22 protein-coding genes and 1 pseudogene are annotated in these 24,779 nt (G+C 70.9%); 14 read left to right on the forward strand and 9 right to left on the reverse strand.

Features of this window, described 5'->3' with window-relative positions:
* Positions 1–89 precede the first annotated feature (89 nt).
* A complete protein-coding gene (locus BLQ62_RS01405; RefSeq protein WP_068526211.1) occupies positions 90–665 on the reverse strand; it encodes a TerD family protein in 576 nt (191 codons plus the stop codon).
* 182 nt (positions 666–847) lie between these two features.
* Between BLQ62_RS01405 and BLQ62_RS01410 the strand changes: the two genes are divergently transcribed.
* Genes BLQ62_RS01410 through BLQ62_RS01425 form a run of 4 tightly spaced genes read left to right on the forward strand, consistent with a single transcriptional unit; the run spans position 848 to position 4,174 of the window.
* Positions 848–2,053 (forward strand): TerD family protein, encoded by a 1,206-nt coding sequence (locus tag BLQ62_RS01410; protein WP_082756125.1) that lies wholly within the window; start codon positions 848–850, stop codon positions 2,051–2,053.
* 38 nt (positions 2,054–2,091) lie between these two features.
* On the forward strand, positions 2,092–2,712 hold the full coding sequence (locus BLQ62_RS01415) for an AIM24 family protein (RefSeq protein WP_068537338.1): 621 nt from the start codon (positions 2,092–2,094) through the stop codon (positions 2,710–2,712).
* A 5-nt stretch (positions 2,713–2,717) separates the two neighbouring features.
* Positions 2,718–3,410, forward strand: coding sequence for an AIM24 family protein (locus tag BLQ62_RS01420; RefSeq protein WP_068563541.1), 693 nt, complete (start codon positions 2,718–2,720; stop codon positions 3,408–3,410).
* A complete protein-coding gene (locus tag BLQ62_RS01425) occupies positions 3,407–4,174 on the forward strand; it encodes an AIM24 family protein (protein ID WP_068563542.1) in 768 nt (255 codons plus the stop codon). The genes BLQ62_RS01420 and BLQ62_RS01425 overlap by 4 nt, the downstream gene beginning before the upstream one ends.
* A gap of 87 nt (positions 4,175–4,261) precedes the next feature.
* On the opposite strand, the gene BLQ62_RS01430 is transcribed toward BLQ62_RS01425, so the two are convergent.
* The 3 genes from BLQ62_RS01430 to BLQ62_RS01440 all read right to left on the reverse strand — a co-directional run bounded on the left by BLQ62_RS01430 (position 4,262) and on the right by BLQ62_RS01440 (position 6,857).
* Positions 4,262–5,008 (reverse strand): hypothetical protein, encoded by a 747-nt coding sequence (locus tag BLQ62_RS01430; RefSeq protein WP_068563544.1) that lies wholly within the window; start codon positions 5,006–5,008, stop codon positions 4,262–4,264.
* A 162-nt stretch (positions 5,009–5,170) separates the two neighbouring features.
* Complete coding sequence (locus tag BLQ62_RS01435) at positions 5,171–6,262, reverse strand: inositol-3-phosphate synthase (RefSeq protein WP_068537332.1); 1,092 nt, start codon at positions 6,260–6,262, stop codon at positions 5,171–5,173.
* Positions 6,255–6,857: a PadR family transcriptional regulator gene (locus tag BLQ62_RS01440; RefSeq protein ID WP_068537330.1), complete on the reverse strand. Its 603-nt coding sequence runs from the start codon at positions 6,855–6,857 to the stop codon at positions 6,255–6,257. Before BLQ62_RS01440 ends, BLQ62_RS01435 begins: the two co-directional genes overlap by 8 nt.
* A 221-nt stretch (positions 6,858–7,078) precedes the next feature.
* On the opposite strand from BLQ62_RS01440, the gene BLQ62_RS01445 reads away from it, so the two are divergent.
* Genes BLQ62_RS01445 through BLQ62_RS01455 form a run of 3 tightly spaced genes read left to right on the forward strand, consistent with a single transcriptional unit; the run spans position 7,079 to position 11,944 of the window.
* Positions 7,079–7,477, forward strand: a complete 399-nt coding sequence (locus tag BLQ62_RS01445; protein WP_082756126.1) for a DUF5318 domain-containing protein — start codon at positions 7,079–7,081, stop codon at positions 7,475–7,477.
* 58 nt (positions 7,478–7,535) lie between these two features.
* Positions 7,536–10,268, forward strand: coding sequence for a transglycosylase domain-containing protein (locus tag BLQ62_RS01450; protein ID WP_068563547.1), 2,733 nt, complete (start codon positions 7,536–7,538; stop codon positions 10,266–10,268).
* 38 nt (positions 10,269–10,306) lie between these two features.
* Entirely contained in the window at positions 10,307–11,944 is a 1,638-nt protein-coding gene (locus BLQ62_RS01455; protein WP_068563597.1) for a glycosyltransferase family 87 protein, read from the forward strand.
* 149 nt (positions 11,945–12,093) lie between these two features.
* Here the strand turns inward: BLQ62_RS01455 and BLQ62_RS24430 are convergent.
* Together BLQ62_RS24430 and BLQ62_RS01465 are read right to left on the reverse strand one after the other, a co-directional pair.
* Positions 12,094–13,179 (reverse strand): annotated as a pseudogene (locus BLQ62_RS24430) (hypothetical protein); the annotation flags it as partial.
* Between the two features lie 305 nt (positions 13,180–13,484).
* The gene (locus tag BLQ62_RS01465) at positions 13,485–14,975 is read right to left on the reverse strand and encodes an aldehyde dehydrogenase family protein (RefSeq protein ID WP_068563549.1); all 1,491 of its coding nucleotides are present in this window, start codon (positions 14,973–14,975) and stop codon (positions 13,485–13,487) included.
* Between the two features lie 79 nt (positions 14,976–15,054).
* Here BLQ62_RS01465 and BLQ62_RS01470 point away from each other — a divergent pair, with 79 nt between their 5' ends.
* From BLQ62_RS01470 to BLQ62_RS01485, 4 genes are all read left to right on the forward strand, one after another.
* Entirely contained in the window at positions 15,055–16,074 is a 1,020-nt protein-coding gene (locus BLQ62_RS01470) for an NAD(P)H-dependent flavin oxidoreductase (RefSeq protein ID WP_068563551.1), read from the forward strand.
* Entirely contained in the window at positions 16,071–16,832 is a 762-nt protein-coding gene (locus BLQ62_RS01475) for an enoyl-CoA hydratase-related protein (RefSeq protein ID WP_068563555.1), read from the forward strand. Before BLQ62_RS01470 ends, BLQ62_RS01475 begins: the two co-directional genes overlap by 4 nt.
* 106 nt (positions 16,833–16,938) lie before the next feature.
* Positions 16,939–17,418: a DUF805 domain-containing protein gene (locus BLQ62_RS01480; protein WP_068537313.1), complete on the forward strand. Its 480-nt coding sequence runs from the start codon at positions 16,939–16,941 to the stop codon at positions 17,416–17,418.
* Between the two features lie 115 nt (positions 17,419–17,533).
* Positions 17,534–18,004, forward strand: coding sequence for a DUF3995 domain-containing protein (locus BLQ62_RS01485; protein ID WP_068563556.1), 471 nt, complete (start codon positions 17,534–17,536; stop codon positions 18,002–18,004).
* On the opposite strand, the gene BLQ62_RS01490 is transcribed toward BLQ62_RS01485, so the two are convergent.
* Positions 17,996–18,646, reverse strand: coding sequence for a response regulator (locus BLQ62_RS01490; protein ID WP_231857505.1), 651 nt, complete (start codon positions 18,644–18,646; stop codon positions 17,996–17,998). The genes BLQ62_RS01485 and BLQ62_RS01490 overlap by 9 nt on opposite strands.
* Before the next feature lie 14 nt (positions 18,647–18,660).
* On the reverse strand, positions 18,661–19,773 hold the full coding sequence (locus BLQ62_RS01495; RefSeq protein WP_160126346.1) for a sensor histidine kinase: 1,113 nt from the start codon (positions 19,771–19,773) through the stop codon (positions 18,661–18,663).
* 165 nt (positions 19,774–19,938) lie between these two features.
* On the opposite strand from BLQ62_RS01495, the gene BLQ62_RS01500 reads away from it, so the two are divergent.
* The 3 genes from BLQ62_RS01500 to BLQ62_RS01510 are packed head-to-tail and all read left to right on the forward strand — an operon-like array spanning position 19,939 to position 22,494.
* Positions 19,939–20,487, forward strand: coding sequence for a hypothetical protein (locus BLQ62_RS01500; protein WP_068537305.1), 549 nt, complete (start codon positions 19,939–19,941; stop codon positions 20,485–20,487).
* Positions 20,484–21,995 (forward strand): hypothetical protein, encoded by a 1,512-nt coding sequence (locus tag BLQ62_RS01505; RefSeq protein ID WP_068537303.1) that lies wholly within the window; start codon positions 20,484–20,486, stop codon positions 21,993–21,995. Before BLQ62_RS01500 ends, BLQ62_RS01505 begins: the two co-directional genes overlap by 4 nt.
* A 49-nt stretch (positions 21,996–22,044) precedes the next feature.
* Positions 22,045–22,494, forward strand: a complete 450-nt coding sequence (locus BLQ62_RS01510; RefSeq protein ID WP_068563560.1) for a hypothetical protein — start codon at positions 22,045–22,047, stop codon at positions 22,492–22,494.
* Between the two features lie 103 nt (positions 22,495–22,597).
* On the opposite strand, the gene BLQ62_RS01515 is transcribed toward BLQ62_RS01510, so the two are convergent.
* Complete coding sequence (locus tag BLQ62_RS01515) at positions 22,598–24,769, reverse strand: 3-hydroxyacyl-CoA dehydrogenase NAD-binding domain-containing protein (RefSeq protein ID WP_068537298.1); 2,172 nt, start codon at positions 24,767–24,769, stop codon at positions 22,598–22,600.
* Between the last annotated feature and the right edge of the window lie 10 nt (positions 24,770–24,779).

Consider the following 24,779-nt stretch of genomic DNA (forward strand, 5'->3'; position numbering starts at 1 on the left):
GGTAGAGCGATGACGCCGACCGCCCCCGCGTGTGATTGACAACTATACCGACGTTTCGGATATCAATCGGGTCGTCGGAGTGAGCGGAGTCAGATGTTCACCCCGAAGTCGCGGGCGATTCCCGCGAGGCCGGAGGCGTAGCCCTGGCCGATGGCGCGGAACTTCCACTCGGTGCCGTGCCGGTAGAGCTCGCCGAAGACCATGGCGGTCTCGGTGGAGGCGTCCTCGGACAGGTCGTAGCGGGCGATCTCCTGGCCGTTGGCCTGGTTGACCACGCGGATGTACGCGTTGCGGACCTGGCCGAAGGACTGGCCGCGGTTGTCGGCCTCGTGGATCGAGACGGGGAAGACCACCGCGTCGATCTGCGGGGGGACGCCGGCCAGGTTGACGTTGATGACCTCGTCGTCGCCGTCGCCCTCACCGGTCAGGTTGTCACCCGTGTGCTCGATCGAGCCGTCCGGCGAGCGCAGGTTGTTGTAGAAGACGAAGTGCTGGTCGTCGAGCACCCGCTTGGCGGTGTCCACCGCGAGCGCGCTGGCATCGAGGTCGAAGTCGACGCCGGTCGTGCTGCGGGCGTCCCAGCCGAGGCCGACGGCGACCGCCGTCAGGCCGGGGGCCTCCTTGGTGAGCGAGACGTTGCCGCCCTTGCTGAGGCTGACTCCCATGTGATTCCTCCCGAGGATCTGGGCGACGGCGCACCGGCGCCCGCTGACGTGGTCGCGAAATTCACAGTACGCGATCGCGACCGTCGGGCGCCGGGTTCGCGGGCGGCGAACGCGGGCGGAACGACGTGTCACTCCGGTGTCGGTTCCGCGCCGAAACGCCGGATTCTTGCAACAACCACGCTGTGACGTCACTCGCACGCGGCCAGAACGCGGCCCTGTCCCAGACCTCCCTCGCCGTCTCGATCGCCGGCGTCGTCCCGGGCTCGGTCGACCTGTTCGCGCTGCAGGTCACCGACGACGGCCGGGTGCGCTCCGATGCCGACCTGGTCTTCTTCAACAGCCCGGCCTCGCCCGAGGGCGCGGTGCGGCTCACCGGGCCGGGTGCGCTCTCCCTGGATCTCGCCGGCGTCCCGGCGGCGATCAGCACGATCCGGCTGGCGGTGGCCCTCGACGACGCGGTTCCCGGCTCGCTCGCGGCGATCCCCGGGCTCGGCGCCCGGATCGGCACCGACGACTGTCCCGCCGCCGGCCTGACCACCGAGCGCGCCGCCGTGCTCGCCGAGGTGTACCGGCGGGGCGGGGCGTGGAAGGTGCGCAACGTCAGCGCGGGCTGGGACCGGGGCCTGGTCTCGCTGCTCACCGAGCACGGGGTCACCGTCGACGGTCCCCCGCCCGCCGCCGCACCGCCTGCCGGCGCACCGCCTGCCGGCGCACCGCCTGCCGGCGCACCGGCCGCGCCGCCGGCACCGTCGTTCCCGCCGGCCCCGCCGCCGCCGGCCGCGCCGCCCGTCAACCTCTCCAAGATCACGCTGACCAAATCCGCGCCGACCGTCTCGCTGACCAAGTCCTCCGAGCGGCCCACCGGCACGATGCGGGTCAACCTGAACTGGACGCAGGGCCGCAAGGGCCTCTTCGGCGGCGGGAACGCCGTGGACCTCGACCTGGCGTGCTTCTACGAGCTGCGCAACGGCGACCGCGGCGGCGTGCAGGCGCTCGGCAACGCCTTCGGCAGCATCGACCGCCCGCCCTTCATCGCGCTCGACGCCGACGACCGCTCCGGCCGGTCCCAGGGCGGCGAGAACCTGCACATCAACCTCGCGCACCTCGACGACTTCGTGCGGATCCTGATCTTCGCCTACATCTACGAGGGCACCCCGAACTGGGCGGCGGCGAACGGCGTCGTGACGCTGTACCCGCCCGGCGGGCCCGAGGTCGAGGTCCACCTGGACAACCCGGACCGGCGCGCCGTCTCCTGCGCCATCGCCCAGCTGCACGTGGTGAACGGGGAGCTCACCGTGACGCGCGAGGTGCAGTACATCCACGGCTCGCAGCGCGCGGTGGCCGAGGCCTACAACTGGGGGCTCAACTTCACGCCGGGGAGGAAGTGACGCCCTAGAGTGGCGTGCGACGAGGGGGAGGGGAGCCCGTGCAACTGAAGTCGAAGACCAAACGCGTCGTCGAGGCGCATCTGAACAACAGCTCGATCAGGGCCGTGAGTGGGTCGATGATCGCCTACGAGGGCCAGATCAGCTTCAAGTCCGCCGGCTTCGGCGGTGGCGACGGCGTGCTCGCCGGGCTGAAGCGGCGCGGCATGGGCGAGACGCTCTCGCTCATGGAGTGCACCGGGACGGGGGTGGTGTACCTCGCGCAGGACGCGGCCACCGTCACCGTCGTGGAGCTCAACGGGGAGACGCTGCAAGTGGAATCGGAGCAGCTGCTCGCGCTGACGCCGCAGCTGTCGACCAACGTGACCTTCGCCGGCGTGCGTGGCGGCATGTCCGGGCAGGGCCTGTTCACCACGACGGTGACGGGACACGGCCAGGTCGCGCTGCTCTCGCTGGGCGGCCCGCTGATCCACCTCGAGGTCTCGCCGCAGTACCCGCTGGTCGTCGATCCCGACGCCTTCGTCTGCGCGCGGGGGCAGCTCTCGCAGTCCTTCGTGACCGACGTGTCCTGGCGGACCGTCGTGGGCCAGGGCAACGGTGAGGCCTTCTCGCTGCGCTGGGACGGCTCCGGCGTGGTCTCCATCCAGCCGGCGGAGAGGTAGGCGCGGTGTTCACCAAGGTCAACGGCAAGGTCGTCTCCATCGACCTCACGCGCTCGGGCCCCGTCATCGCGCGGCGCGGCGCGATGCTCTTCTACACCGGGCAGGTCTTCTTCCAGCCGCACCAGATCCCGGGCATGGGCGGCGGCGGGATGGGCGGGCTCGCCGGCATGGCGGGACGCATGATGCAGGGCGAGCACGAGGCCACGATGGTGGCGCAGGGGCACGGCACCGTGCACTACGGCTTCCGCGGCCTCGAGGTCGAGGTCGTGGAGATGCCGCAGGGCGGCGATCTGCGCGTCGAGGCCTCGCGGCTGCTCGCGTACACGCAGGGCCTGCAGGCCTCGGTCGTGTCCACGGCGGCGTCCGGCGGGGGCGGCGGCGGGGGCGGCCTGATGGGCGCGCTGCGGTCCGCGGCCGGCGGCGTGGCCACCGGCCAGGGCATGTTCACCACACAACTGAGCGGCGTCGGCGCCGCGGTCATCCTCGGCCACGGCGGCTTCATCACCCTCCAGGTCGCGCCGAACCGTCCGGTCACCGTCGACCCGCAGGCCTTCGCGGCGGCGCTCGGCCCGGTCCAGACGAACCTGCGGTCCACGGTGAGCCTGCGGAACATGGGCCGCACGGGCGGCGAGGCCTTCCAACTCGACTGCACCGGACAGGGTGTGGTCTACGTCCAAGCATCGGAGCACCGGTTGTGAGTGAGCTCGACACGGTCTGGAATCCGCACACCCTGCCCTCCGGCGGCGACAACGTCCCGGGCAATCAGTACGCGTACTGCATCGACCTGACCAAGCCCTGGTTCCTGTCCAAGGGCGCGATGATCGCCCACTACGGGCAGATGACCTTCACCTCACTGCAGCACGGCCTGCACGGCCAGCTGCTGCAGATGGTGGCGCAGCAGTTCTCGGCACCGCTGTACCTGGGCGACTTCGTCGTCGCCGAGGGGCACGGCAAGCTGATCATCGGCGACCGCGGCAACGACATCAACGCCTACGACCTCGAGGACAACGGCAACCTCACCATCCGCGCGGCGAACCTGCTGGCCTTCGAGCCGAACCTGTCGCTGCAGCAGTCGATCGTGCCGGGCTTCGTCACGCTGATCGGCACCGGCCGCTTCCTGGCCTCGTCGAACGGGCAGGTCATGTTCGTCGAGCCGCCCGTGCGCGTGGACCCGGAGGCACTCGTCGGCTGGGCCGACTGCCCCTCGCCGAGCCACCACTACGACCAGGCGTGGGTGACGAGCTTCGTCGCCGCCGCGGGGCGCGCGTTCGGCGTGAACTCGGGCGAGGAGCGGCAGTTCGACTTCACCGGCTCCGGCACGGTGCTGGTGCAGTCGAGTGAGAAGGTGCTCGACGACCGGCACGTGGTCCGCAACATCACCGGCCAGCTGCCCGGCCTCTCCGCCGGCGGCCTGCGGGAGATCAGCGCGTCGGTCCAGCAGCAGCTCGGTCAGCAGCAGTAACCGGGGCGCAGACGCTGCCGAAACCCGTGAACGCGGCCAGTGGCCGGCAGCGTTGACGGCGATCGGCAGCGGCTGTGGGGCGAGCGATCAGAAGCCGCCGAAGTCCCCGCCGCCGAAGTCGCCGAAGCCGCCGTCGCCGAAGCCGCCACCGTCGAATCCGCCGTCGGTGCCGCCGCCGATCCCGGCGTCGCCGGCACCGTCGACCCCCGGATCGGCGAGGACGGCGGGGCCGACCCCGGCCATCCCGGCGAACAGTGAGCTGAAGATCAGGTAGCTGCCCATGCCCCACGCGCCGGCGACGAGCGCGGGCTTCCACCAGGGTTCGCTGTACCAGCCGGCGGGCACGGGCCGGCCGGCCACGACGCCGCCGGGGTAGTAGTTCGGGGTCCGGTCCGAGGGCGACGGGGACGCGGTGAGCGGGCGACCGTCGACGTCGACCGACCGCTCCTCGGTGACGGAGCCGGCGGTGCGCTGCCCGTCGAGCTCGGGGATGGGCGGGCCGGGGTCGAGGTCCATCGCGACGCGGGCGGCCCGCGCGTAGTAGAGGCCCTCGAGCGCGGTCTGCTTGGCGAGCCGGGCCTGCGCAGGGGTGTTGGCGCCGCCGACCTGGGCCCCGGCGGCGGTGTACCGCTCGCCCGCATCGGCCAGGGCCTGGCGGGCCGCGTCGTTCGAGCCGACGAGGTTGTTCACCTGGCCGGCCAGCCGGTCGATGGCGGCGCGGGCGTCGGCCTGGGCGTCGGCGAGCGCGGTGGACCGGTTGCGGTTGCCCCGGACCACGAGCACCACGACGAGCGCGATGGCGACGACGGCGATGACGAGTAGGACGGGATCCATGACCCGACGGTACCCATGGCGGGCTCCGCGCGGCTGATGAGAACCTGTGCGATCCGGACTTTTCGCCCACGGCGCAACGGCGGCGAACACGGCGCAGGGCCCGCCACCGGATCGGTGACGGGCCCTGCGACGGGGGCCGGGCGAGCCCGGCCGGGCGGCGGACTAGTCCGCGCCGATGATGAACTCCTCGAGCTGCGCACGCGCGACGTCGTCGGCGATCTGCTCGGGCGGGGACTTCATCAGGTACGCCGAGGCGGGGATCACGGGGCCGCCGATGCCGCGGTCCTTGGCGATCTTCGCGGCGCGCACGGCGTCGATGATGATGCCGGCCGAGTTGGGCGAGTCCCAGACCTCGAGCTTGTACTCGAGGTTCAGCGGGACGTCGCCGAAGGCGCGACCCTCGAGGCGCACGTACGCCCACTTGCGGTCGTCGAGCCACTCGACGTAGTCCGACGGGCCGATGTGCACGTTCTTGTCGTGGATCTTGCCGGACAGCGGGCCGTTGAGGTTGCTCGTGACGGCCTGCGTCTTGGAGACCTTCTTCGACTCGAGGCGGTCGCGCTCGAGCATGTTCTTGAAGTCCATGTTGCCGCCGACGTTGAGCTGGTAGGTGCGGTCGAGCACCACGCCGCGGTCCTCGAACAGCTTCGCCATCACGCGGTGGGTGATGGTGGCGCCGACCTGGCTCTTGATGTCGTCGCCGACGATCGGGACGCCCGCGTCGCGGAACTTCGCGGCCCACTCCGGGTCGGAGGCGATGAAGACGGGCAGCGCGTTGACGAAGGCCACGCCCGCGTCGATGGCGCACTGCGCGTAGAACTTGTCGGCCTCCTCGGAGCCCACGGGCAGGTACGAGACCAGCACGTCGACCTCGGCGTCCTTGAGCGCCTGCACGACGTCGACACCCTCGCCCGGCGCCTCCTCGATGGTCAGGCGGTAGTACTTGCCCAGGCCGTCGAGGGTGTGGCCGCGCTGCACGGTGACGCCGGTGGGCGGCACGTCGGCGATCTTGATGGTGTTGTTCTCGGAGGCGTTGATCGCGTCGGAGAGGTCGAAGCCGACCTTCTTGCCGTCGACGTCGAACGCGGCGACGAACTCGACGTCGCGCACGTGGTACTGGCCGAACTTCACGTGCATGAGGCCGGGAACAGTGGCGTCGTCGGCCACGTCCTTGTAGTAGTGCACGCCCTGCACGAGCGAGCTTGCGCAGTTGCCCACGCCGACGATCGCAACGCGAACCTTGTTGTCAGTCACCGTTCTTCCCTTCAGTCGGTGTCAGTGATTCGGCGCCGGTAGCGGAGCGCGCGGGCCGATCTTGTTGGTCGGAGCGGGACTCGGCGGCGATCAACTCGTTGAGCCACCGCACCTCGCGCTCCGTCGTTTCCAGTCCCAGCTCATGCAACTGCCGCGTGTACGTCTCGCTGATCCCGCCGGCCGCGAGGGCCCGCCGGAGCTCCTCCCGCCGCTCCTCCACCTGCCGACGGCGCCCCTCGAGGATGCGCAGTCGGGCCTGGGTCGGAGTGGCGGTGAAGAACGCGAGATGCACTCCGAACCCGTCGTCCGTGAAGTTCTGCGGCCCGGTGTCGGCGACGAGGGCGGAGAACCGCTCCTTGCCGGCCGGGGTCAGGCCGTAGACACGGCGCGCGCGACGTTTCCGAGCGGTCGCAGTGGGGCCGGGCGCTTCTTCTTCGGCGATGTAGCCGGCGTCCTGCGCGCGGCGCAGAGCGGGGTACAGCGATCCGTAGGAGAACGCGCGGAACGGACCCAGCAGTTCCGTCAGCCGCTTGCGGATCTCGTAGCCGTGCATGGGGGACTCGTGCAGCAACCCGAGTACTGCGAGTTCGAGCACTGCCGCCTCCCTCCGGGCACGGCGCCGAGCCGGGTGGCTGACGCGAGTGGATCTATCTCATCAATCGATCGACAGTTGTATCGAGCCGATATATAGGACGATACCCCAGGGGTGAACCGCCGATGAACGCCAGGCGGCGCGAGCGTCCCGCCGCACGCCCTCGTCCGAGGCGGAACGCCCTTGTCGCGGCGTTGCCGGGCCCGGCCACGTACATTGGATCCGTGCGGACGCAGAGGCAAACGGTGGACTACGCGCTGCAGCGGCGATCGCTGCTCGCGTCGGTCAACGCCGGGCGCACCGCGGTGAAGTCGGTGTGCGATGCCGACCCGTACCTCCTGCGTGCGGCCAAGTTCCACGGCCGTCCGTCCGAGGTGCTCTGCCCGATCTGCCGGAAGGAGCAGCTGACACTCGTGTCGTGGGTGTTCGGCGATTCGCTCGGCCCGGCATCGGGTTCGGCCAGGACGGACGCGGAGCTCAGCGAGTTGGAATCCACTCGCGTGGAGTTCTCCGTGCATGTCGTGGAGGTCTGCCGATCCTGCAACTGGAATCATCTGGTGCAGTCGTACGTGGCGGGTCTGCCCCCGCGACCACGACGCAAGCGTCGCGCCGCTCCCGGCTGAGCGGCAGCGACCGGCACGGAACGTACGAGACGACGAAGAGACGAGCGGAGAACCAGCGGTGACGAACCCGGGTGGCAAGGACGAGCGGAACGGGGCGGCCGGAGGGCCGTCGCGGCCCGGAGGCCCCACCCCACCGGTGCCGCCGCGTCCATCGACGCCGCAGGCCGCCGAGACGACCCAGTTCCCGCTGGTCCCGCCCAGCGGCGCGGACGCCCCGAACCAGGGCGCCCCGAGCCAGGGCGCCCCGAGCCAGGGCGCCACGCCGCCGGCACCCGGTGCGGGGCGGCCGGCGGACCCGGGCGCTCCCCGCACCGCGTACCAGCCGCTCTCCGGGCGTCCCGTCGACAACGACGAACTGGCCGCCGAGGCCGACCGCGGCGCCGGCGCGCCGGGCGAGAAGCCCGAGACGCCCGCCGAGGAGCCCGTGGTGATCCGCAAGAGTCCCGCGGCCCCGGCCGCCGGCGGCGACGGTCCCGGTGGTGACGGGCCGGGCGGTGACGGTCCCGGTGGCGACGGCCCCGGCGGTGACGGACCGGGCGGCGACGGGCCCGATGAGCCGGACGACGGCGACCATGACGACTCCCACAAGAAGGGCCTCCGAGAAATCGTGAGCGGTTCACTCCTCCGACGTGTCGTGACCGGCGGCGTGGCCGGTGTCGCGCTGATCATGGTGGTGGCGCTGCTCGCCTTCCTCGTGGGCTACTGGCGCACCGACGTGCCGCTGCCCGGCGAGATCCCCACCACGCAGGTGGCGAACATCGTGATGAAGGACGGCCAGACGCCCGTCGCGCGCGTCGTGCCGGACGAGGGCAACCGCGAGATCCTGCCCGCGCAGGACATCCCCGACGTCATGAAGAACGCGATCATGGCCGCCGAGGACCGCGAATTCGCCACCAACCCGGGCTTCTCGGTCAAGGGCTTCGCCCGCGCCGTGTGGAAGCGCGTGCCCGGCGTCGCCGGTGACGGCGAGGACGCGGGCGGCGGCTCGACGATCACGCAGCAGTACGTGAAGAACGCCCTGGTCGGCGACGAGTCCTCCCTCACGCGCAAGTGGAAGGAGTTGATCATGTCCACCAAGATGTCCAACTCCTGGTCCAAGGACGACATCATGGCGGCCTACCTCAACACCATCTACTTCGGTCGCGGCGCGTACGGGATCCAGGCGGCGTCGAAGGCGTACTTCAACGTCAACGCCAAGGACCTCAAGGTCGAGCAGGCCGCGTTGCTCGCGGGACTGGTCCGCGGACCGTCGCTCTACGAGCCCACCACGCACCTGGCCGACGCCACCGGCCGGTGGAACTACGTGCTCGACGGCATGGTCGAGATGAAGACCGTCGATCCCGCGCAGCGCGCCAAGATGCAGTTCCCGAAGACGATCCCGCAGGGCCGTGCCAACGGCGACGATCTCTCGCTCGGCCCGAACGGGCTGATCAAGACCCAGGTGCTGCGCGAGCTCAAGGACGCCGGCATTGACGAGCTGACCCTGAGCACGCAGGGGCTCAAGGTCACCACGACGATCGACCCGGCGGCGCAGGCCGCGGCGGTCAAGGCCGCGAAGAACATGGCCGAGAACCAGCCGAACGACCTGCGGACCGCGGTGGTGTCCGTCGACCCGAAGACCGGCGGCGTGCTGGCCTACTACGGCGGCGACGACGGCAACGGCTACGACCGCGTGCAGGCCGGCCTGCAGACCGGCTCGTCGTTCAAGGTGTTCGCACTGGTTGCGGCGCTCGAGCAGGGCATCCCCCTGTCCCGCGTGTACTCCTCGTCGCCGTTCAAGGCGCAGGGCGTGACCGTCACCAACTCCGAGGGCGAGTCCTGCGGCAGCTGCAACCTGGCGACCGCGATGAAGATGTCGCTGAACACGGTGTTCTACCGGCTCATGATGGACCTGAACAACCAGGCCCAGGACGTCGCCGACGCGGCGCACAAGGCGGGCGTCGCCGAGAGCTTCGGCGGCATCAAGAAGACGCTCGAGCAGGCCGACGGCAGCGGCGTCGAGGGCGGCGTCGTGCTCGGCCAGTACCAGAGCCGCCCGCTCGACATGGCCTCCGCGTACGCCACCCTGGCGGCGGAGGGCGTCTACCGCGCCCCGCACCTGATCACCAAGGTGACCACCGCGGACGGCCGCACCCTTCTCGATCGCCAGACCGATCCGGGCCAGCGCCGCTTCAGCAAGGACGTCGCGAACAACGTGACCGCCGCCCTGCAGCCGATCGCGGCGTACTCGAACGGCCACGGGCTGGCCGGCGGCCGCGCCTCGGCCGCGAAGACCGGTACCGCGCAGTACCAGGACACCGGCCAGAACAAGGACGCCTGGATGGTCGGCTACACCCCGTCGATCTCGACGGCCGTCTGGGTGGGCAACGACAAGGGCGGCCCCATCACCAACTCGTGGGGCGGCAGCATCTACGGCTCGGGCGTCCCGTCGGACGTGTGGAAGCAGACGATGGACGGCGCGCTGGAGGACACCGACTACGAGTCCTTCCCGACGCCGGGCGCCATCGGCGGCCAGGCGGGCGTGCCCGTCGAGACCCGCACCCGCACCTCGTCGACCGGCACGGCGTCCGCGTCGGCCTCCGCGGGGGAGAGCGGCTCCGCCACGCGCACTGTTCCGGGCCTGCCCGGCGTGCCGATGCCGACCTTCCCCTGGGACCCGACCACCACGCAGCCCGGCAACCCGAACGTCCCGGGTCAGACCACCGTTCGGCCGCGGCCGGGCACGGGAGGCACGGTCCCCGGTAATGGTGGCCGCACAGTACCGCCGCGGGTGACGAACCCGGTGCCGTGACGGTTCCTCGGGGGGAGCAGGACGTGGACGACGAGCGTCTGCACGTCAGTCCCGGACGGTTCGAGCCGGCCACGGTCATCGAGCCGGACCGGGACGTTCCCAGCCGAACGGACGCCGTCGCGCGCGACTTCTCGACGGCGGTCGGCGGTCCGGTGGGCGCACACGCGCTGGTCGGCTTCCAGCGCTTCTTCACGCCGCTGCGGCTGATCCTGCTCGTCGCGGTGCTGTTCCTGGCACTGGGCTGGACCACCAAGGCCGGCTGCCTGCAGCAGCGCTCCGACGGCGACCAACTGGTGCTGGACTGGTCGGGCAATCGCCCGTACACGGCGATGTGCTACTCGGACACCGTGCCGCTCTACGGGGCCGAGCGCCTCGACGAGGGCCTGATGCCCTACGTCACGCAGTTCTTCGACACCGATCCCACGGGCGCCCGCCAGGAGCGCTACATGGAGTACCCGGTGCTCACCGGGATGTACCAGTACGCCGCCATGAAGACGGCCAAGCTCTGGGCGGACCTGCACGAGCGGTGGGGCGTGCCCGCGGCCATCGAGGTGGTGCTGTTCTTCACCGTCGCCGCCGTGGGGCTCGCCCTGTTCTGGCTGATCGCCGTGTGGGCCACCACTCGCTTATCCGGCGGTGCCGCCTCGGCCGCGCGGCCCGGGGCGCGCCGCCCCTGGGACGCGATGCTCATGGCGGCCTCGCCGCTGGTGATCGTGCACGCGTTCACGAACTTCGACGCGATCGCCGTCGCCGCGATGGCGGTGGGCATGTTGCTGTGGTCGCGGGAGCGGCACGCGTGGGCGGGCGTGGTGCTCGGCCTGGGCACGGCGGCGAAGCTCTACCCCGCATTCCTGTTGGTGGTGCTGCTGTTCCTGTGCCTGCGCGCCGGCAGACTGCGCCCGTGGTTCACGGCGGCGGCGCCGGCCGTGGCGACGTGGATCGCGGTGAACCTGCCGATCCTGGTGGCTTCTCCGCGCGGCTGGTGGGAGTTCTTCCACCGCAACTCGATCCGACCCGTCGACATGGACTCGATCTACGCGGTGATCAGCTCCTTCACCGGCGGCTGGGTGTTCGGCGGTGCGGGACCGCGCGGCGGCGCCTCGTCGCTGGCGAACATGATCACCCTGGTGCTGTTCGTCGCGGTGATCGCCGGCGTCGCCTATCTCGCGCTGAAGGCGCCGCGGCGGCCGCGCGTCGCGCAGCTCGCCTTCCTGCTGGTGGCGGGCTTCCTGTTGGTGAACAAGGTGTGGAGCCCGCAGTACTCGCTGTGGCTGGTGCCGCTCGCGGTGCTCGCGATCCCGCACACCCGGATCCTGGTGGCCTGGATGACGATCGACGCTCTGGTCTGGGTACCGCGGATGATGTACTTCCTCGGCATCCAGAACAAGGGCCTGCCCGAGCAGGCGTTCACGGCCACCGTGCTGCTGCGCGACCTCGCTGTGATCGGCCTGTGCGCGCTGGTGATCCGGCAGATCTACCGGCCCGACGAGGACCTGGTGCGCTCGACGTTCCCGGGTCCGTACTCGCCCCCGCTCGACGATCCCGCGGGCGGCGTGCTCGACGGTGCGCCGGACTCCTCCTGGCTGCGCAGCCGCAGCGCGCAGCGCGGCAGGTACCAGACGAAGACCGCCAGGAGCGCGGCCCGGCCCCAGACGCCGATCCAGACGCCCCACTGAACCCACCAGGTGATCGGCTGATCCGCCGCGTGCTCGGAGAAGTAGCTCCACACGGTCAGCTCGAGGCTCAGATCGCACACCAGGTACGCCGCGATCAGCCGCCAGTCCACCTTGAGCAGGACGAAGAAGGGCAGCAGCCACAGCACGTACTGGGGTGAGTGCACCTTGTGGAAGAGCATGAACGCGGCGAGGATCGCGCCGCTCACGCCGAGCCACGGGTACACCCCGGTGCGCCGGTAGGACATCCAGCCGTAGACCAGGAGCGCGGCGATCGAGAGCACGATCAACAGCGGTGAGGCGGAGGCGACGAAGGCGTCGTAGTCCTTCGGATCGTCGAACGCCTTGAGCACGCCCCAGTACCAGATCGAGTTCGTCGACAGGTCCGCCGTGCGCAGCTCCTGGAACTTCAGCGAGGCGCGCCAGCCCTCGAAGCCGAACACCATGAAGGGCACGTTGATGGCGACGGCCACCACCACCGCGGTGGCCGCGGTGGCCGCAGCGCCGACCCAATCGAGCAGGCGCCAGTCGACCCGGGCGCGCCGACCGGGGCCGTCGGGCAGGGCGACGGTCCCGGATCGGCCGTGCGTGAGCACGTAGAGCACGAGGGGCGCGACGAACAGGCCCGGGTAGATCTTCAGGTCGAAGCCGACGGCGAAGACCGCCGCCGTCGCGATCGCCGGTATCCGGATCGAGCCGCCGGTCCGGTCCGCCCAGGCCATGATGCCGAAGCCGACGGTCGCGGCCGCGACCACCGGTAGCTCCATGTTGTGGAAGGCGTAGAGCGCGAGCGGCGGGGTCACCGCCCAGATCACCGCCGTGCGGCCCGAGACCTTGGCGAGGACCCAGCCGGTGAGCAGCCCGAACGGGGCGAGCAACAGCGCCATGTGCAGCAGGAACTCGGCGTCGTTGTGTGCGCCGATCGCACCGACCCAGAACAGCAGCCCGCTGAGCACGGGGTATTCGATGGCGCCGCCCTGCAGTCTGCCGTCGCCGTCGATCCAGCCGGTCAGGTACGGGAAGACGTGGTTGTTGACGTCGCGGCCCGACCACAGGAACTGGATGTCGGAGTAACAGATCCGGCCGGGCATCGAGGCGAAGTCCTCGGAACGCCCGAACTGATCGAACGGTGCGCCGGTGCACTGCGCCTTGATCTGGTAGCCGATGACGAGCGCTGCAGCGGTGAGACCGAGCACGGTCCACGCCACCCGATCTGGGCGGAAACTGGGCCGGGACATGCGCCCCACCCTATCGGCCCCGGTCGTGGGGGCAGTCGACGGTGCCGTCACGCTCCGCCGAGGAACCGCAGCGGGTTCGCGTTCCACACGCCGTGGATCACCAGCAGCGGCCACATCACCCGGTACCGCGGCCACAGGAAACCGAGGAACAGGCCGCTCACCCCTGGTTCGCGACCGTGCCGTCGGACCCGCCCGCGCCTTCACGCCTCGACGGTACGACGGATCCGTTTCCGAAACCGGGCTCAGGAGCGCCCACGCCGCGGATATCGCATCCTGACCGCGTTTCAGCCCGGTTTCGGACGGGATCAACGGCCGTAGAGGTGCTTGAGCATCATCCGGACCGAGTTCATGTCGCGCTGCGTGCGGGTGAACGAGAGCAGGTCCATCGGCAGCGCGAACTTCTGCGCGGCCACCGACTGGGGGCGGCTGAATTCGCGGAGCCCGTCGGCGCCGTGGATCCGGCCGAAGCCGGAGTCGCCGATCCCGCCGAACGGCAGGGCGGGGACGGAGGCGAAGGAGAGGAACGAGTTCACGGCGACGGCGCCGGTGCGCAGCCGGCGGGCGAGCTCCCGGCCGCGGGTGAGGTCCTTCGTCATGATCGCGGCCGACAGCCCGTAGGTGCTGTCGTTGGCCTTGTCGATCGCCTCGTCCACGTCCTTGACACGGGTGACCACGACGGTGGGGCCGAAGGTCTCCTCGGTGACCGCGGTCGAGTCGTCCGGCACGTCCACGAGGAGTACGGGCTGGACGGTGCGCTCGCCGACCGACTCCGGGCCGCCGACGAGGGCGCGGCCGCCTCGGTGCAGTGCGTCGTCGATGTGCGAGGCGATGATCCGCAGCTGCGCGGGCATGGTCGCGGGACCGTAATCGGCGCCGTCGTTCTCGCCGCCGTGGATCGCGCGCGACGCGGCGGCCAGCTTGTCGACGAACTCGTCGTACCGGTCCGCGACGACGTACACGCGCTCGACTCCGGCGCAGGTCTGCCCGCCGTTGCCGTAGGCGCCGAAGGCCGCGGCCTTGACCGCGGCGTCGACGTCCGCGTCGGAGTCGACGATCATCGCGTCCTTGCCGCCGCCCTCGATGGTGACGGGCGTGAGCGTCTCGGCGCACGCGGCCATGACGATGCGCGCCGTGCGGGCCGAGCCGGTGAAGGCCAGCTTGTCGACGCCGGAGCGGCACAGCGCGGCGCCCGTGTCGCCGCGGCCGTGCACCACCTGGAGCACGGGCTGCGCAGGGCAGGCGGCCGCCCACGCCTCGGCGAGGAACTGGCCGACGGCCGGGGTCAGCTCGCTGGGCTTGAAGACGATCGCGTTGCCCGCGGCGAGGGCGTAGGAGATCGAGCCCATCGGGGTGTAGACCGGGTAGTTCCACGGCCCGATCACGCCGATCACGCCGAACGGCCGGTGCTCGACGGTGGCGGTCAGGTTGGCGCCCATCATCCCGGTGCCGACCTTGCGGCGGCCCAGGACCTTCTCCGCGTTCTTGGCGGCCCAGTCCAGGTGGACCACCGCCAGCATGACCTCGAGCAGCGCGTCGTCGTGCGGCTTGCCGGTCTCGGCGGCGATGACGCGGGCAAGCTCCTCGGAACGGCGGGCGATCTCGCCGCGGAAACGCAGCAGCCAACTCCGTCGGGCCTTGGGCTGCAGGTCTCCCCACCACCGCGCCGCCTCGCGGGCGCGATCGACGGCCGCGACGACGGCGGCGGTGTCGGCGATGGGGAAGCGGGCCACCTCCGCGCCGGTGCGCGGTTCGGTCGAGATCAGCTCATCGGTCGTGGTGCGGGGCGGTGCTGACATGGCGGTCCTCCAGGTTCGGAACAAGCGATCTGGTCGATATGTTAGAGACTGTTCTCTCATCTGTGCTAGCTTTCGCAGCATGTTCTCGACGCGCTTCACCGAGCAGTTCGGTGTCCGGTTCCCGATCGTCCAGGGCGGCATGATGTGGGTCGGTCGCGCCCGCTTGGCCGCCGCGGTGTCCGAGGCGGGTGGTCTCGGAATCCTCACCGCGCTGACCCAGCCGTCGCCGCAGGACCTGCGCGCCGAGATCGCGCGCACCCGCGAACTCACGGCGAACCCGTTCGGCGTGAACCTCACCGTGCTGCCGACGATCGACCCGCCGCCCTACGAGGAGTATCTGCGCGCCGCGGTGGAGTCCGGCGTGAAGATCATCGAGACGGCCGGTTCGAACCCCGCGAAGTTCCTGCCCTACCTCAAGGACAACGGCGTCAAGGTGATCCACAAGTGCACCAGCGTCCGGCACGCGCTCAAGGCGCAGGCCATCGGCGTCGACGCGGTGTCGATCGACGGCTTCGAGTGCGCCGGCCACCCGGGTGAGGACGACATCCCCGGCCTGGTCCTCATTCCCGCCGCGGCCGACGCATTGGACATCCCGATCCTCGCCTCCGGCGGCATCGCCGATGCCCGCGGCCTCGTCGCCGCGATCGCCCTCGGCGCCGACGGCATCAACATGGGCAGCCGCTTTCTGTGCACCGTCGAATCGCCGATCGCGCCCGAGGTGAAGGCGCAGATCGTCGCGAACTCCGAGCTGGACACGAAGCTCATCTTCCGCACGCTGGGCAACACCGCCCGCGTGGCGAAGAACTCGGTCTCGGTCGAGGTGGTCGAGACGGAGGCGCAGGGCTGCGAGTTCGAGGACATCCGGCATCTCGTGGCGGGGGCCCGGGGCCGGAAGGTCTTCGAGGAGGGGGACGTGGAGGCCGGTATCTGGAGCGTCGGCCTGTGCCAGGGCATCATCCGCGACGTGCCCACCTGCGCCGCGCTGATCGAGCGGATGATCGCCGAGGGTACGTCGATCATCGAGCGGCGTCTCGCGCCGCTGGCGAAGGTCGTGGAGGGTGCCGGGAGCGGAGTGAGCGGAGCGGGGGTCATGGCATGAGCGAGGACTTCCGGCGCGTCGCCGAGGACGGCGTCCTGACGGTGACCATCGATCGCCCGCAGCGCATGAACGCCTTCGGTATTCGCGCCGCGTGGGAGCTGGCGCGCATCATCGAGGAGGCGGACACCGATCCCGCGGTCCGCGTCGTGGTGGTCACCGGCGAGGGCCGGGCGTTCTCCACGGGGGCGGATCTGGCCGGGGAGGCCGCGGAGCCGCAGGAGGCGCTCGAGGCCGTCAACGCCTACATCCGGGCGATCGTGGGGGCGTCGATCCCGGTGATCGCCAAGGTGAACGGGCCGTGTGCGGGCATGGCCGTGGGCCTCGCGCTCTCCGCCGATCTCGTCTTCGTCGCCGACACCGCGTACTTCCTGCTGCCCTTCGTGGGCATTGGGCTGCTGCCCGACGCCGGCACCACCGCGTTGGTGCCGGCCGCCATCGGCCGCACCCGCGCGATGGGAATGGCGCTGCTGGGCAATCGGATCCATGGCCCTGAGGCGCTGGCCTCGGGGATGGTCACGGCCGTGCACCCCGCCGAGGAGCTCGACGGTGCCGTCGCCGCGGCCGCCGCGAAGCTCGCGGCCGGGCCGCGGGAGGCGATCGCCGCGACAAAGCGGGCGCTCAACGCCTCGACCCTCGCCGGGCTCGACGACGCCCTGCGCCGTGAGACCGAAGCGCAGGTGATCCTGCTCAAGACGGACGATCATCGGGAGGGTGTGGACGCCATGCTGAGCAAGCGCCCCGCCCGGTTCACCGACTGAGGCTCCGGGTTGCGGGCAGGCAGGTGGGGCAGCCGACCCGAATTCACCATCATGAATCCGATATGGTCTGATTGAAGTTCGTGAAACTGAACTTCAAGGAGACCTCATGACCGATCAGCACGTCGCGGCGCAGCCCGTGCCGTACGAGGCGTACCCGCCGTTGTACGGGGCGACGTTCTCGCAGGCGGTGTCCCGCTATGCCGCCGGATTCGTCCGGGGCCGGGGCCGCGCCTCCCGGAGCGAGTACTGGTGGGCGCAGCTCGGTCTGCTGCTCCCCGTCGCGGTCGCGTTCGGGCTGATCGGCATCGGGACGGCGGTCGGCGGCACGGCGGGCGACGCCCTGGCCGTCATCGCTGTCGTCCTGTGCGTCATCACGATGGTCGCCGCGATCGGGACGATCGCGCTGTCGGTCCGCCGCCTGCACGACGCCGACCTGTCCGGCTGGTGGTACCTGCTCGCGATCGTGGTCGGATTCGTGCCGGTCATCGGGTTCCTCGTGCCCCTGCTCGTCATCGGGCTGCTTCCGAGCAACCCGGCGGGCATCCGGCGCGGCAACCCGGCACCCCCGCCGCAGGCCTTCGAGTAGCGCCCGGCGGGCTCCTCGCGCGGCGCCCGGGGGTTGCGGCACCATGGGGGCGCGCCGTCCAGAGCGGAACCTCCCGGGCGGAACCATCCCGAGTGCAGCCACGGAGGAAGGACGGATGAGGCGATCGAACCGGAACCCCGCCCGCACCGGCTTCGTCGTGGCGGCGGTGGCCGGCTCGGTCCACGCGGCGTTCAGTGTGTACTGGGGGCTGGGCGGCGACGCGCAGCTCGAGACGGTCGGTTCCGTGGCGGACGGGTTCGCGGGGCGACGGTGGCTGCTGGTCGTCGTCGGTGCCGCCAAGGGCGTCGCCGCCCTGGTCCCGCTCGTCCTCGTCCTGCAGTGCACGGCGATCCCACGCCTCCTGCGCGGGGCGATGTGGGCGGGCGCCGCCGCCCTGATTCTGTGGGGCGCGGTCAACACGGCGTCGTCCGCGCTACTCGCCGCCGGGGTGCTCCCGCGACCGGCCGAGGGTTACGACGCAGCGGCCACCGTCGGCCATGCGCTGCTGTGGGATCCGCTCTTCCTGGTGTGGGGCCTGGCGCTCGCCGCCGGGCTGTGGGTCACCCGCACGACCCGTTCAGCCTGAGCCCGGAACGACCAGTCCGGTCTCATAGGCGGCGATCGCCAATTGGGTCCGGCTCCGCACGCCGAGCTTCGAGAGAAGTCGTGAGATGTGCGTCTTCACGGTCGTGATGCTGATGAACAGTGCGGAAGCGATCTCGTCGTTGTTCAACCCCGCGGCGATCGCGCGCAGGACGTCGCATTCACGCTGGGTCAGCCCGTCCAAGCGGTCGTGTGCCAGGCTCACCTCCGGGCGCCGGGTGACGAACTCACTGATGAGACGGCGAGTCACCGACGGGCTCAGGAGGGACTCCCCGGCGGCGACGGTCCGGATGGCGTCGATCAACCGCTCCGGTGTGGTGTCCTTGAGGACGAACCCGCTTGCACCCGCCCGCAACGCGGCGAAGACGACCTCGTCGTCGTCGAAAGTGGTCACCATCAGCACCTTGGCCCGAAGCCCTCGCGCAGCGAGATGCGCCGTCGCCTCCGTCCCGTTCATGACCGGCATCCGCACGTCCATGAGCACCACGTCCGGATCGGTCTGTGCGGCGACGCGGAGGGCTTCGTCTCCGGTGGCCGCCTCGCCGACCGTCTCCACGCCCGGCGAGGCCTGGATGAGTGCCCTCAGGCCGGCACGAACGAGGGCCTCGTCGTCGGCGATCAGCACGCGAACCGGTTCGATCACAGTGGTATCACCGCTTCCACCCGGTAGCCGCCGTCGACGTTGCCCAGCGTCAGGACCCCGCCGTGCGTCGCGACCCGCTCCCGCATGCCGGTGAGGCCGAGCCCCGGCGTCGCCGCCGCCGTGGCGCCGGCACCGTCGTCGGTCACCCGGACGGTCAGTTCCTCTCCCGCCATGGCGATCTCGATGAGGACACGGGTCGCGCGTGCGTGCCGTACCGCATTGGTGAGCGCCTCCTGAACGATCCGGTAGGCGGTGGTCTGCACCTGCGGATCGAGCGCGGCGTGGTCGGTACGGTCCACCAGCGCGACCTCCACCCCGCCCGGCCACCGCGTGCTGACCAGGGGCTCCAGGTCCGACAACCCGGGGCAGATCGGGGCCGAGGTGTCGCGGAGGGTGCCCAGTACCCGCCGGACGTCGTCGAGCGCCCCTCGGCTCGACTCCTCGATGGCTCGGAGCGCCGAGCGTGCCTCGTCCGGGTCGCGGTCGATCACCAGCCGTGCGACGCCGCTGCGGAGAGCGATCGTGCTGAGGCTGTGGGACACGACGTCATGGATCTCCCGCGACACGCGTAGGCGCTCTTCAGCCCTGATCCGGGCCTCCTTCTGGGCCTCGATCTCGCGTTGTTCGGTGAGGTGCCGGTCGCGATGGGTACCTTCGCGACCGAGGAGCGTGCCCAGGAGCCACGCGGGGATCGCGATGATCAGTTGGACGGCGTCCTGGTCGTGCTCGCTGTAGGTGCTCCACACCGCGAAGCCGACCGCGGAGACGCCGAATGCGGCCACTGCGCACACGATGAGCGACGTACGCCAGGGCAGCCGGTAGGCGGCCCACCCCACCGCGATGCCGAAGGCCGGGCCCGCATTGCTCACCAGCCAGGTGAACCGGAGGTCCGCGAGCGCGGCGAGGACGAGGACGGCCGAGACGCAGCCGAGCGCGAGAACGGGGAATCGCCTGCACAGTACGGTGGGTGCGATCGCGGCGGCGCCGAGGAGACCCGCCGCCCATGCCGACGACTCCGTGGGAGCGCGCACGATCTCCGGGCCGGTGACCCAGGCGAAACAGATCACCGCCACCGTGCTGTCGATCAGCAGTGCTCGACGAGTACCCACTCCAACCACCATAGGACCAGGTCGCGATCGGAGAACCCGACCCGCGAACGATCCGCGGGTCCTCCTTCCGGACCACCCGACTGTCGCACACCTCCACCCCGGGCGACGGTGACTCGGACCCGCGGGAGGATGCGTCCGGGCCGCGCGACGGTGAATCCTGGAGCCATGCTCGAACGGTGCCGACTGTCCCCGTGGCTCACCGCGACGGCGCTGGCCGCCTTCGGCCTCGGTGTCGTCGCCGGTGGTCGCGAGCTCGTGACCGAGCGACCCACCGCTGTGGGGCACAGCCCCGGCACCGAAGCGTGGGGCGTGCACATCGCACTGACCGGCGTCGCGCTCGCCTGGATCGCGGCGGCGGTGCGTTACCCGGCGGTGCGGCCCCCGATGCCGCTGTCGGCCGATTTCGCGCGGCGGGTCCGCGCGGTGTATCGATCGCCGCTGCGGGCGGTACCCGTGACGGTGCTGCTCGTGGTGTGCCTGTACCTCGTGTGGCGGATGGGCCAGCAGGTCCTCGGTGGCCTCGACCCCTCCTTCACCGCCAATGCCTGGGGCGGGCCGGGGTACGTGGGGGCGTTCTACTGTCACTACCTCGATTGCCTACTCCAGATCGCCGTGGGCCTGGTGCTCGTCGACCGACTGCTGCCGGGGCGCACGCGCGTCGCGCGGCCGGGGGCGAGTGCCGATGACGCGACGGTACCGAAGGGCGCGCGATGACGAGTGCCGACTCCGACGGCGCGTGCGACGCGGATGCGGGCGCGCGGCGCCGGGGTTCGGCGGCACCCGCGGTCGTGCTCGTCGTTCTCGCCCCCATCGTCGGGGAGTTCTTCCTCGGGAACCTGACCCTCGACAAGGTGCCGATCCTGGTGCTGTTCACCCCGCTCTACGGGGGTGGAGCGCTGTTCATCCGCGAGACGGTCCGCCGCGCCCACCGCGGATGGCCGTCGATGATCCTCCTCGCCGCGGCGTACGCACTGATCGAAGAGGGCCCCGTCGACCAACTGTTGTGGAACCCCGGCTACAGCGGCGCGCACGATGCGCTCGCGGGGGACGCCTACCTCCCCGTGCCGGGGACCAACGTCTCCATCGTGCAGGCGGTGCTCTCGCTCCACGTCATCTGGAGCATCTGCGTCCCGATCGCCCTCGTGGAGGCGCTCTTCCCGGACCGGCGGACGACCCCGTGGCTCGCGCGGCCGGGGTACGCGGGTGCCGCGGCGCTCTTCGGTGCCGGCGTGGTGATCGGATTCGTCGGGACCCGTGTCGAGGACCCCTTCCGCGCGACGCCGCTGCAACACGCGCTGTCGATCGCGGTGATCGTCGTCCTGATCGCTCTCGCCTTCGTCGTCCCGGCCGGCCGGCCGCGGGTGGCGCGGGACGCGCCTCCGCCGTGGCTGGTCGGAGTCGCGACCCTGCTCCTGACCAGTTCGATGTTGGCGCTCGTCATGTTCTGGCCGGCCGGGTGGTCCCAGTGGATCAGCGTGGCCGCCTGGTTCCTCGTCGCGGGGGTGTCGGCGTGGGCTCTGGGGTACTGGTCCCGCTGTCGCGGATGGGGATCCCCGCACCGGCTCGCCGCCACTGCGGGTGCGATGGCCACGTACGCCTGGATCGCCTTCCCCCACGAACCGGTCGGGGGTGGTTCCCGCTCCGTGGACCTCATCGGCAACATCCTGTGCGCGGTGGCCGCCGCAGCCCTGGTCGCCCTGGCTGCGCGGCGCATCACCCCGCGCACCGGATCACGCGGTGCACCGGTCACTTCCGGCGTCGGAGCGTCCGCGCCGCCCCCGGCGTGGCGACTGTTGATCCCGCCGGTCGTCGCCACCGTCACCATCGTGGTGATCGTCGCGGCGGTCTCGGTTCTCCAGCACGACGATCTGCTGGCCCGCGCGCAGGCTGCGGACCCCGGTGCCCCGCGCTCCGCGCTGCTCGCACAGCTGTGGGGGCGCGTCACGTTCGGAGTGCTGCTCGCGGTGAGCTGGCCGCTGGCGCTGCGACGGCTCGCGCGAGGGAGTACGACTGCGTACCGGCGGTGCCGCCGGGTCGCGGTCGCCGCCGCGATCCTGCTCCTGATCTCGGCCGCCGTCGCCCCGGGGCCGGGCTGGCTGCGCCTCGCGCACGTCGCGCTGGCCGTCTGCGAGATCGGAATCTACGCCGCGGCACTGCATCCCGCGCTGCGTTCCTGGTACGCGGCCTCGACCGGCGCCCCGGGCCGCCGCGAGGGCGGGTGATACCGGCCCCCTGCCACCCATCGATCCGACAGAGAAGAAAGGCGAGAACGTGCAGCATGTCACTCTCCGATTCAGCGGCGCCCTCGGCGTCGCCGCCGCGGCGATCGCGGCGATCGTCCCGACGGCGTCCGCGACGCCACCGACGCCCGGCGACGCGCACGACGTCGTCCTGTGCAGGGCTCCGAACATCGAAGTGTCCGTAGGGAAACGGAACCTTCCCCCGGGCGGGGTCGTGGTCAAGGTCTGGCAGGACCTGGGGCCGTTGTACACCGGCGTCGTGATGCCGACCACCGTCGCCGTCGACTGGCGCAACCTGCGGACCGGCGCGCGCGGTCACCTCGAGGGCGCGGCGAACAACCTCGTCGAACTCACCGCCATGACCGGGACGGGGCCGGTCAGCATCACGAGCAGTGCGGAGTCCAGGACCACGACCCCCGGGCCCGTCGGCGTTCCGGTCACGCCGCACGGCCGGTGCGAGGGAAGGTTCACGGTGACCTGATTTCCGCTCGCCCGGCCCGCGGGGCACCGGACGGGCGAAGGGCCCGGCGCCGTCGGAAAGACGGTGCCGGGCCCTTCGTCGTACTACGGCCTAGCGGTGGGTCCTACTCGTAGGTCTCGCCGGCCTCGGCCTTGGCGACCAGGGAGGCGGGCGGGGTGAACTGCTCGCCGTACTTGGTCAGCTCCTGCGCGCGGGCGACGAAGGCCTTGGGGCCGACGGTGCCGTCGGGCGCGGTGTAGCCGTTGATGAACTGCAGCACGCCACCCGTCCACGCGGGGAAGCCGATGCCGAAGATCGAGCCGATGTTGGCGTCGGCGACGGAGTCCATGACGCCCTCGTCGAAGCAGCGCACCGTCTCCAGCGACTCGGCGAACAGCATCCGGTCGATCATGTCCTGCAACGGGATGTCGTTGCCGCCGGGGAACAGCTCGCTCAGGCCGGACCACAGGCCGGTGCGCTTGCCGTCCGCGTAGTCGTAGAAGCCCGCGCCGTCCTTGCGGCCGGTGCGGCCCGCGTCCACCATCGCGTCGACGACGGCGTCGCTGCCGTGCGCGGGCAGCGGGGTGCCGGCGGCCTCGGCGGCGGCGCGGGTCTCCTTGCGGATCTTCTGCGGCAGGGTGAGCGTCAGCTCGTCCATGAGCTGCAGCGGCGCCGCGGGGTAGCCGGCCTGCTGGCCCGCCTGCTCGATCAGCACGGGGTTCACGCCCTCGCCCACGGCCGCGATGGCCTCGTTGACGAAGGTGCCGATCACGCGGGAGGTGAAGAAGCCGCGGCTGTCGTGCACGACGATCGGGGTCTTCTTGATCTGCAGCGTGTAGTCGATGACCTTGGCCAGCACCGCATCCGAGGTCTTGGCGCCGCGGATGATCTCCACCAGCGGCATCTTGTCCACGGGGGAGAAGAAGTGGATGCCGATGAAGTCCTCGGAGCGCTTGACGCCCTCCGCGAGGATGGTGATCGGGAGCGTGGAGGTGTTGGAGCCGAGGACGGCGTCGGGCTCGACGATGTCCTCGATCTCCTGGAACACCTTGTGCTTGACCTCGACCGACTCGAACGCCGCCTCGATCACCAGGTCCACGCCGGCGAAATCGGCGGCGTCGACGGTGGGCGTGATCCGCGCGAGCAGCTCCGCCGACTTCTCGGCAGTGGTGCGGCCCTTGGCCAGAGCCTTCTCCTCGAGCTTCTCGGAGTAGGCCTTGCCGCGCTTGGCGGCGTCGAGATCGATGTCCTTGAGGACGACCTCGATGCCGGCCTTGGCGGAGACGTACGCGATCGCGGCGCCCATCATGCCGGCGCCGATGACGCCGACCTTCTTGGCGGTGTACTTGTCGTAGCCCTCGGGCCGGCTGCCGCCGCCGTTGATGTGCTGCAGGTCGAAGAAGAACGCCTTGATCATGTTCTTCGACACCTGGCCGGTGGCGAGCGAGGTGAAGTAGCGGCCCTCGATGACGCTGGCGGTGTCGAAGTCCACCATCGCGCCCTCGACCGCGGCGGCCATGATGGCGCGCGGCGCGGGCATCGGGGCGCCCTTGAGCTGCTTGCGCAGGTTCGCGGGGAACGCGGGCAGGTTCGCGGCGATGGCCGGCGAGCTCGGGGAACCGCCGGGGATCTTGTAGCCCTTGACGTCCCACGGCTGCACGCCGCCCTCGGGGTTCGCCTTGATCCACGCCTTCGCGGCGGGCACGAGCTCCTCGACGGTGCCGACGACCTCGTGCACCAGGCCCACGTCCTTGGCCTTGGCGGGCTTCATCCGCGGTCCCTGGAGCAGCACGCCCATGAGCGCGCCCTGCAGGCCGAGCAGCCGGACGGTGCGGGTCACGCCGCCGCCGCCGGGGAGCAGGCCCAGGGTGACCTCGGGGAGGCCGATCTGCGAGCCGCGCGCGTCGGCCGCGATGCGGTGGTGCGTGGCCAGGGCGATCTCCAGGCCGCCGCCCAGCGCGGCGCCGTTGATCGCGGCCACGACGGGCTTGCCGAGGGTCTCGAGGCGACGCAGGTCCTTCTTGAGGTTCTCGACGTTGTCGAAGACCTGCTGCGCCTGCTCCGGCGTCGACTGCCGGATCAGGTTCAGGTTGCCGCCGGCGAAGAAGGTCTTCTTCGCGGAGGTGAGCACGACGCCCGTGATGGAGTCCTTCTCGGCCTCCAGGCGATCGATGGTGGCGCCCATCGACTCGCGGTACAGGTCGTTCATCGTGTTCGCGGAGCTGGTCGGGTCGTCCATCGTCAGTACGACGATGCCGTCGGCGTCCTGTTCCCAGCGGATCATGTTCTCAGCCATGTCTATTGTT

Source organism: Tsukamurella pulmonis (genome assembly GCF_900103175.1).
Lineage (GTDB): Bacteria > Actinomycetota > Actinomycetes > Mycobacteriales > Mycobacteriaceae > Tsukamurella > Tsukamurella pulmonis.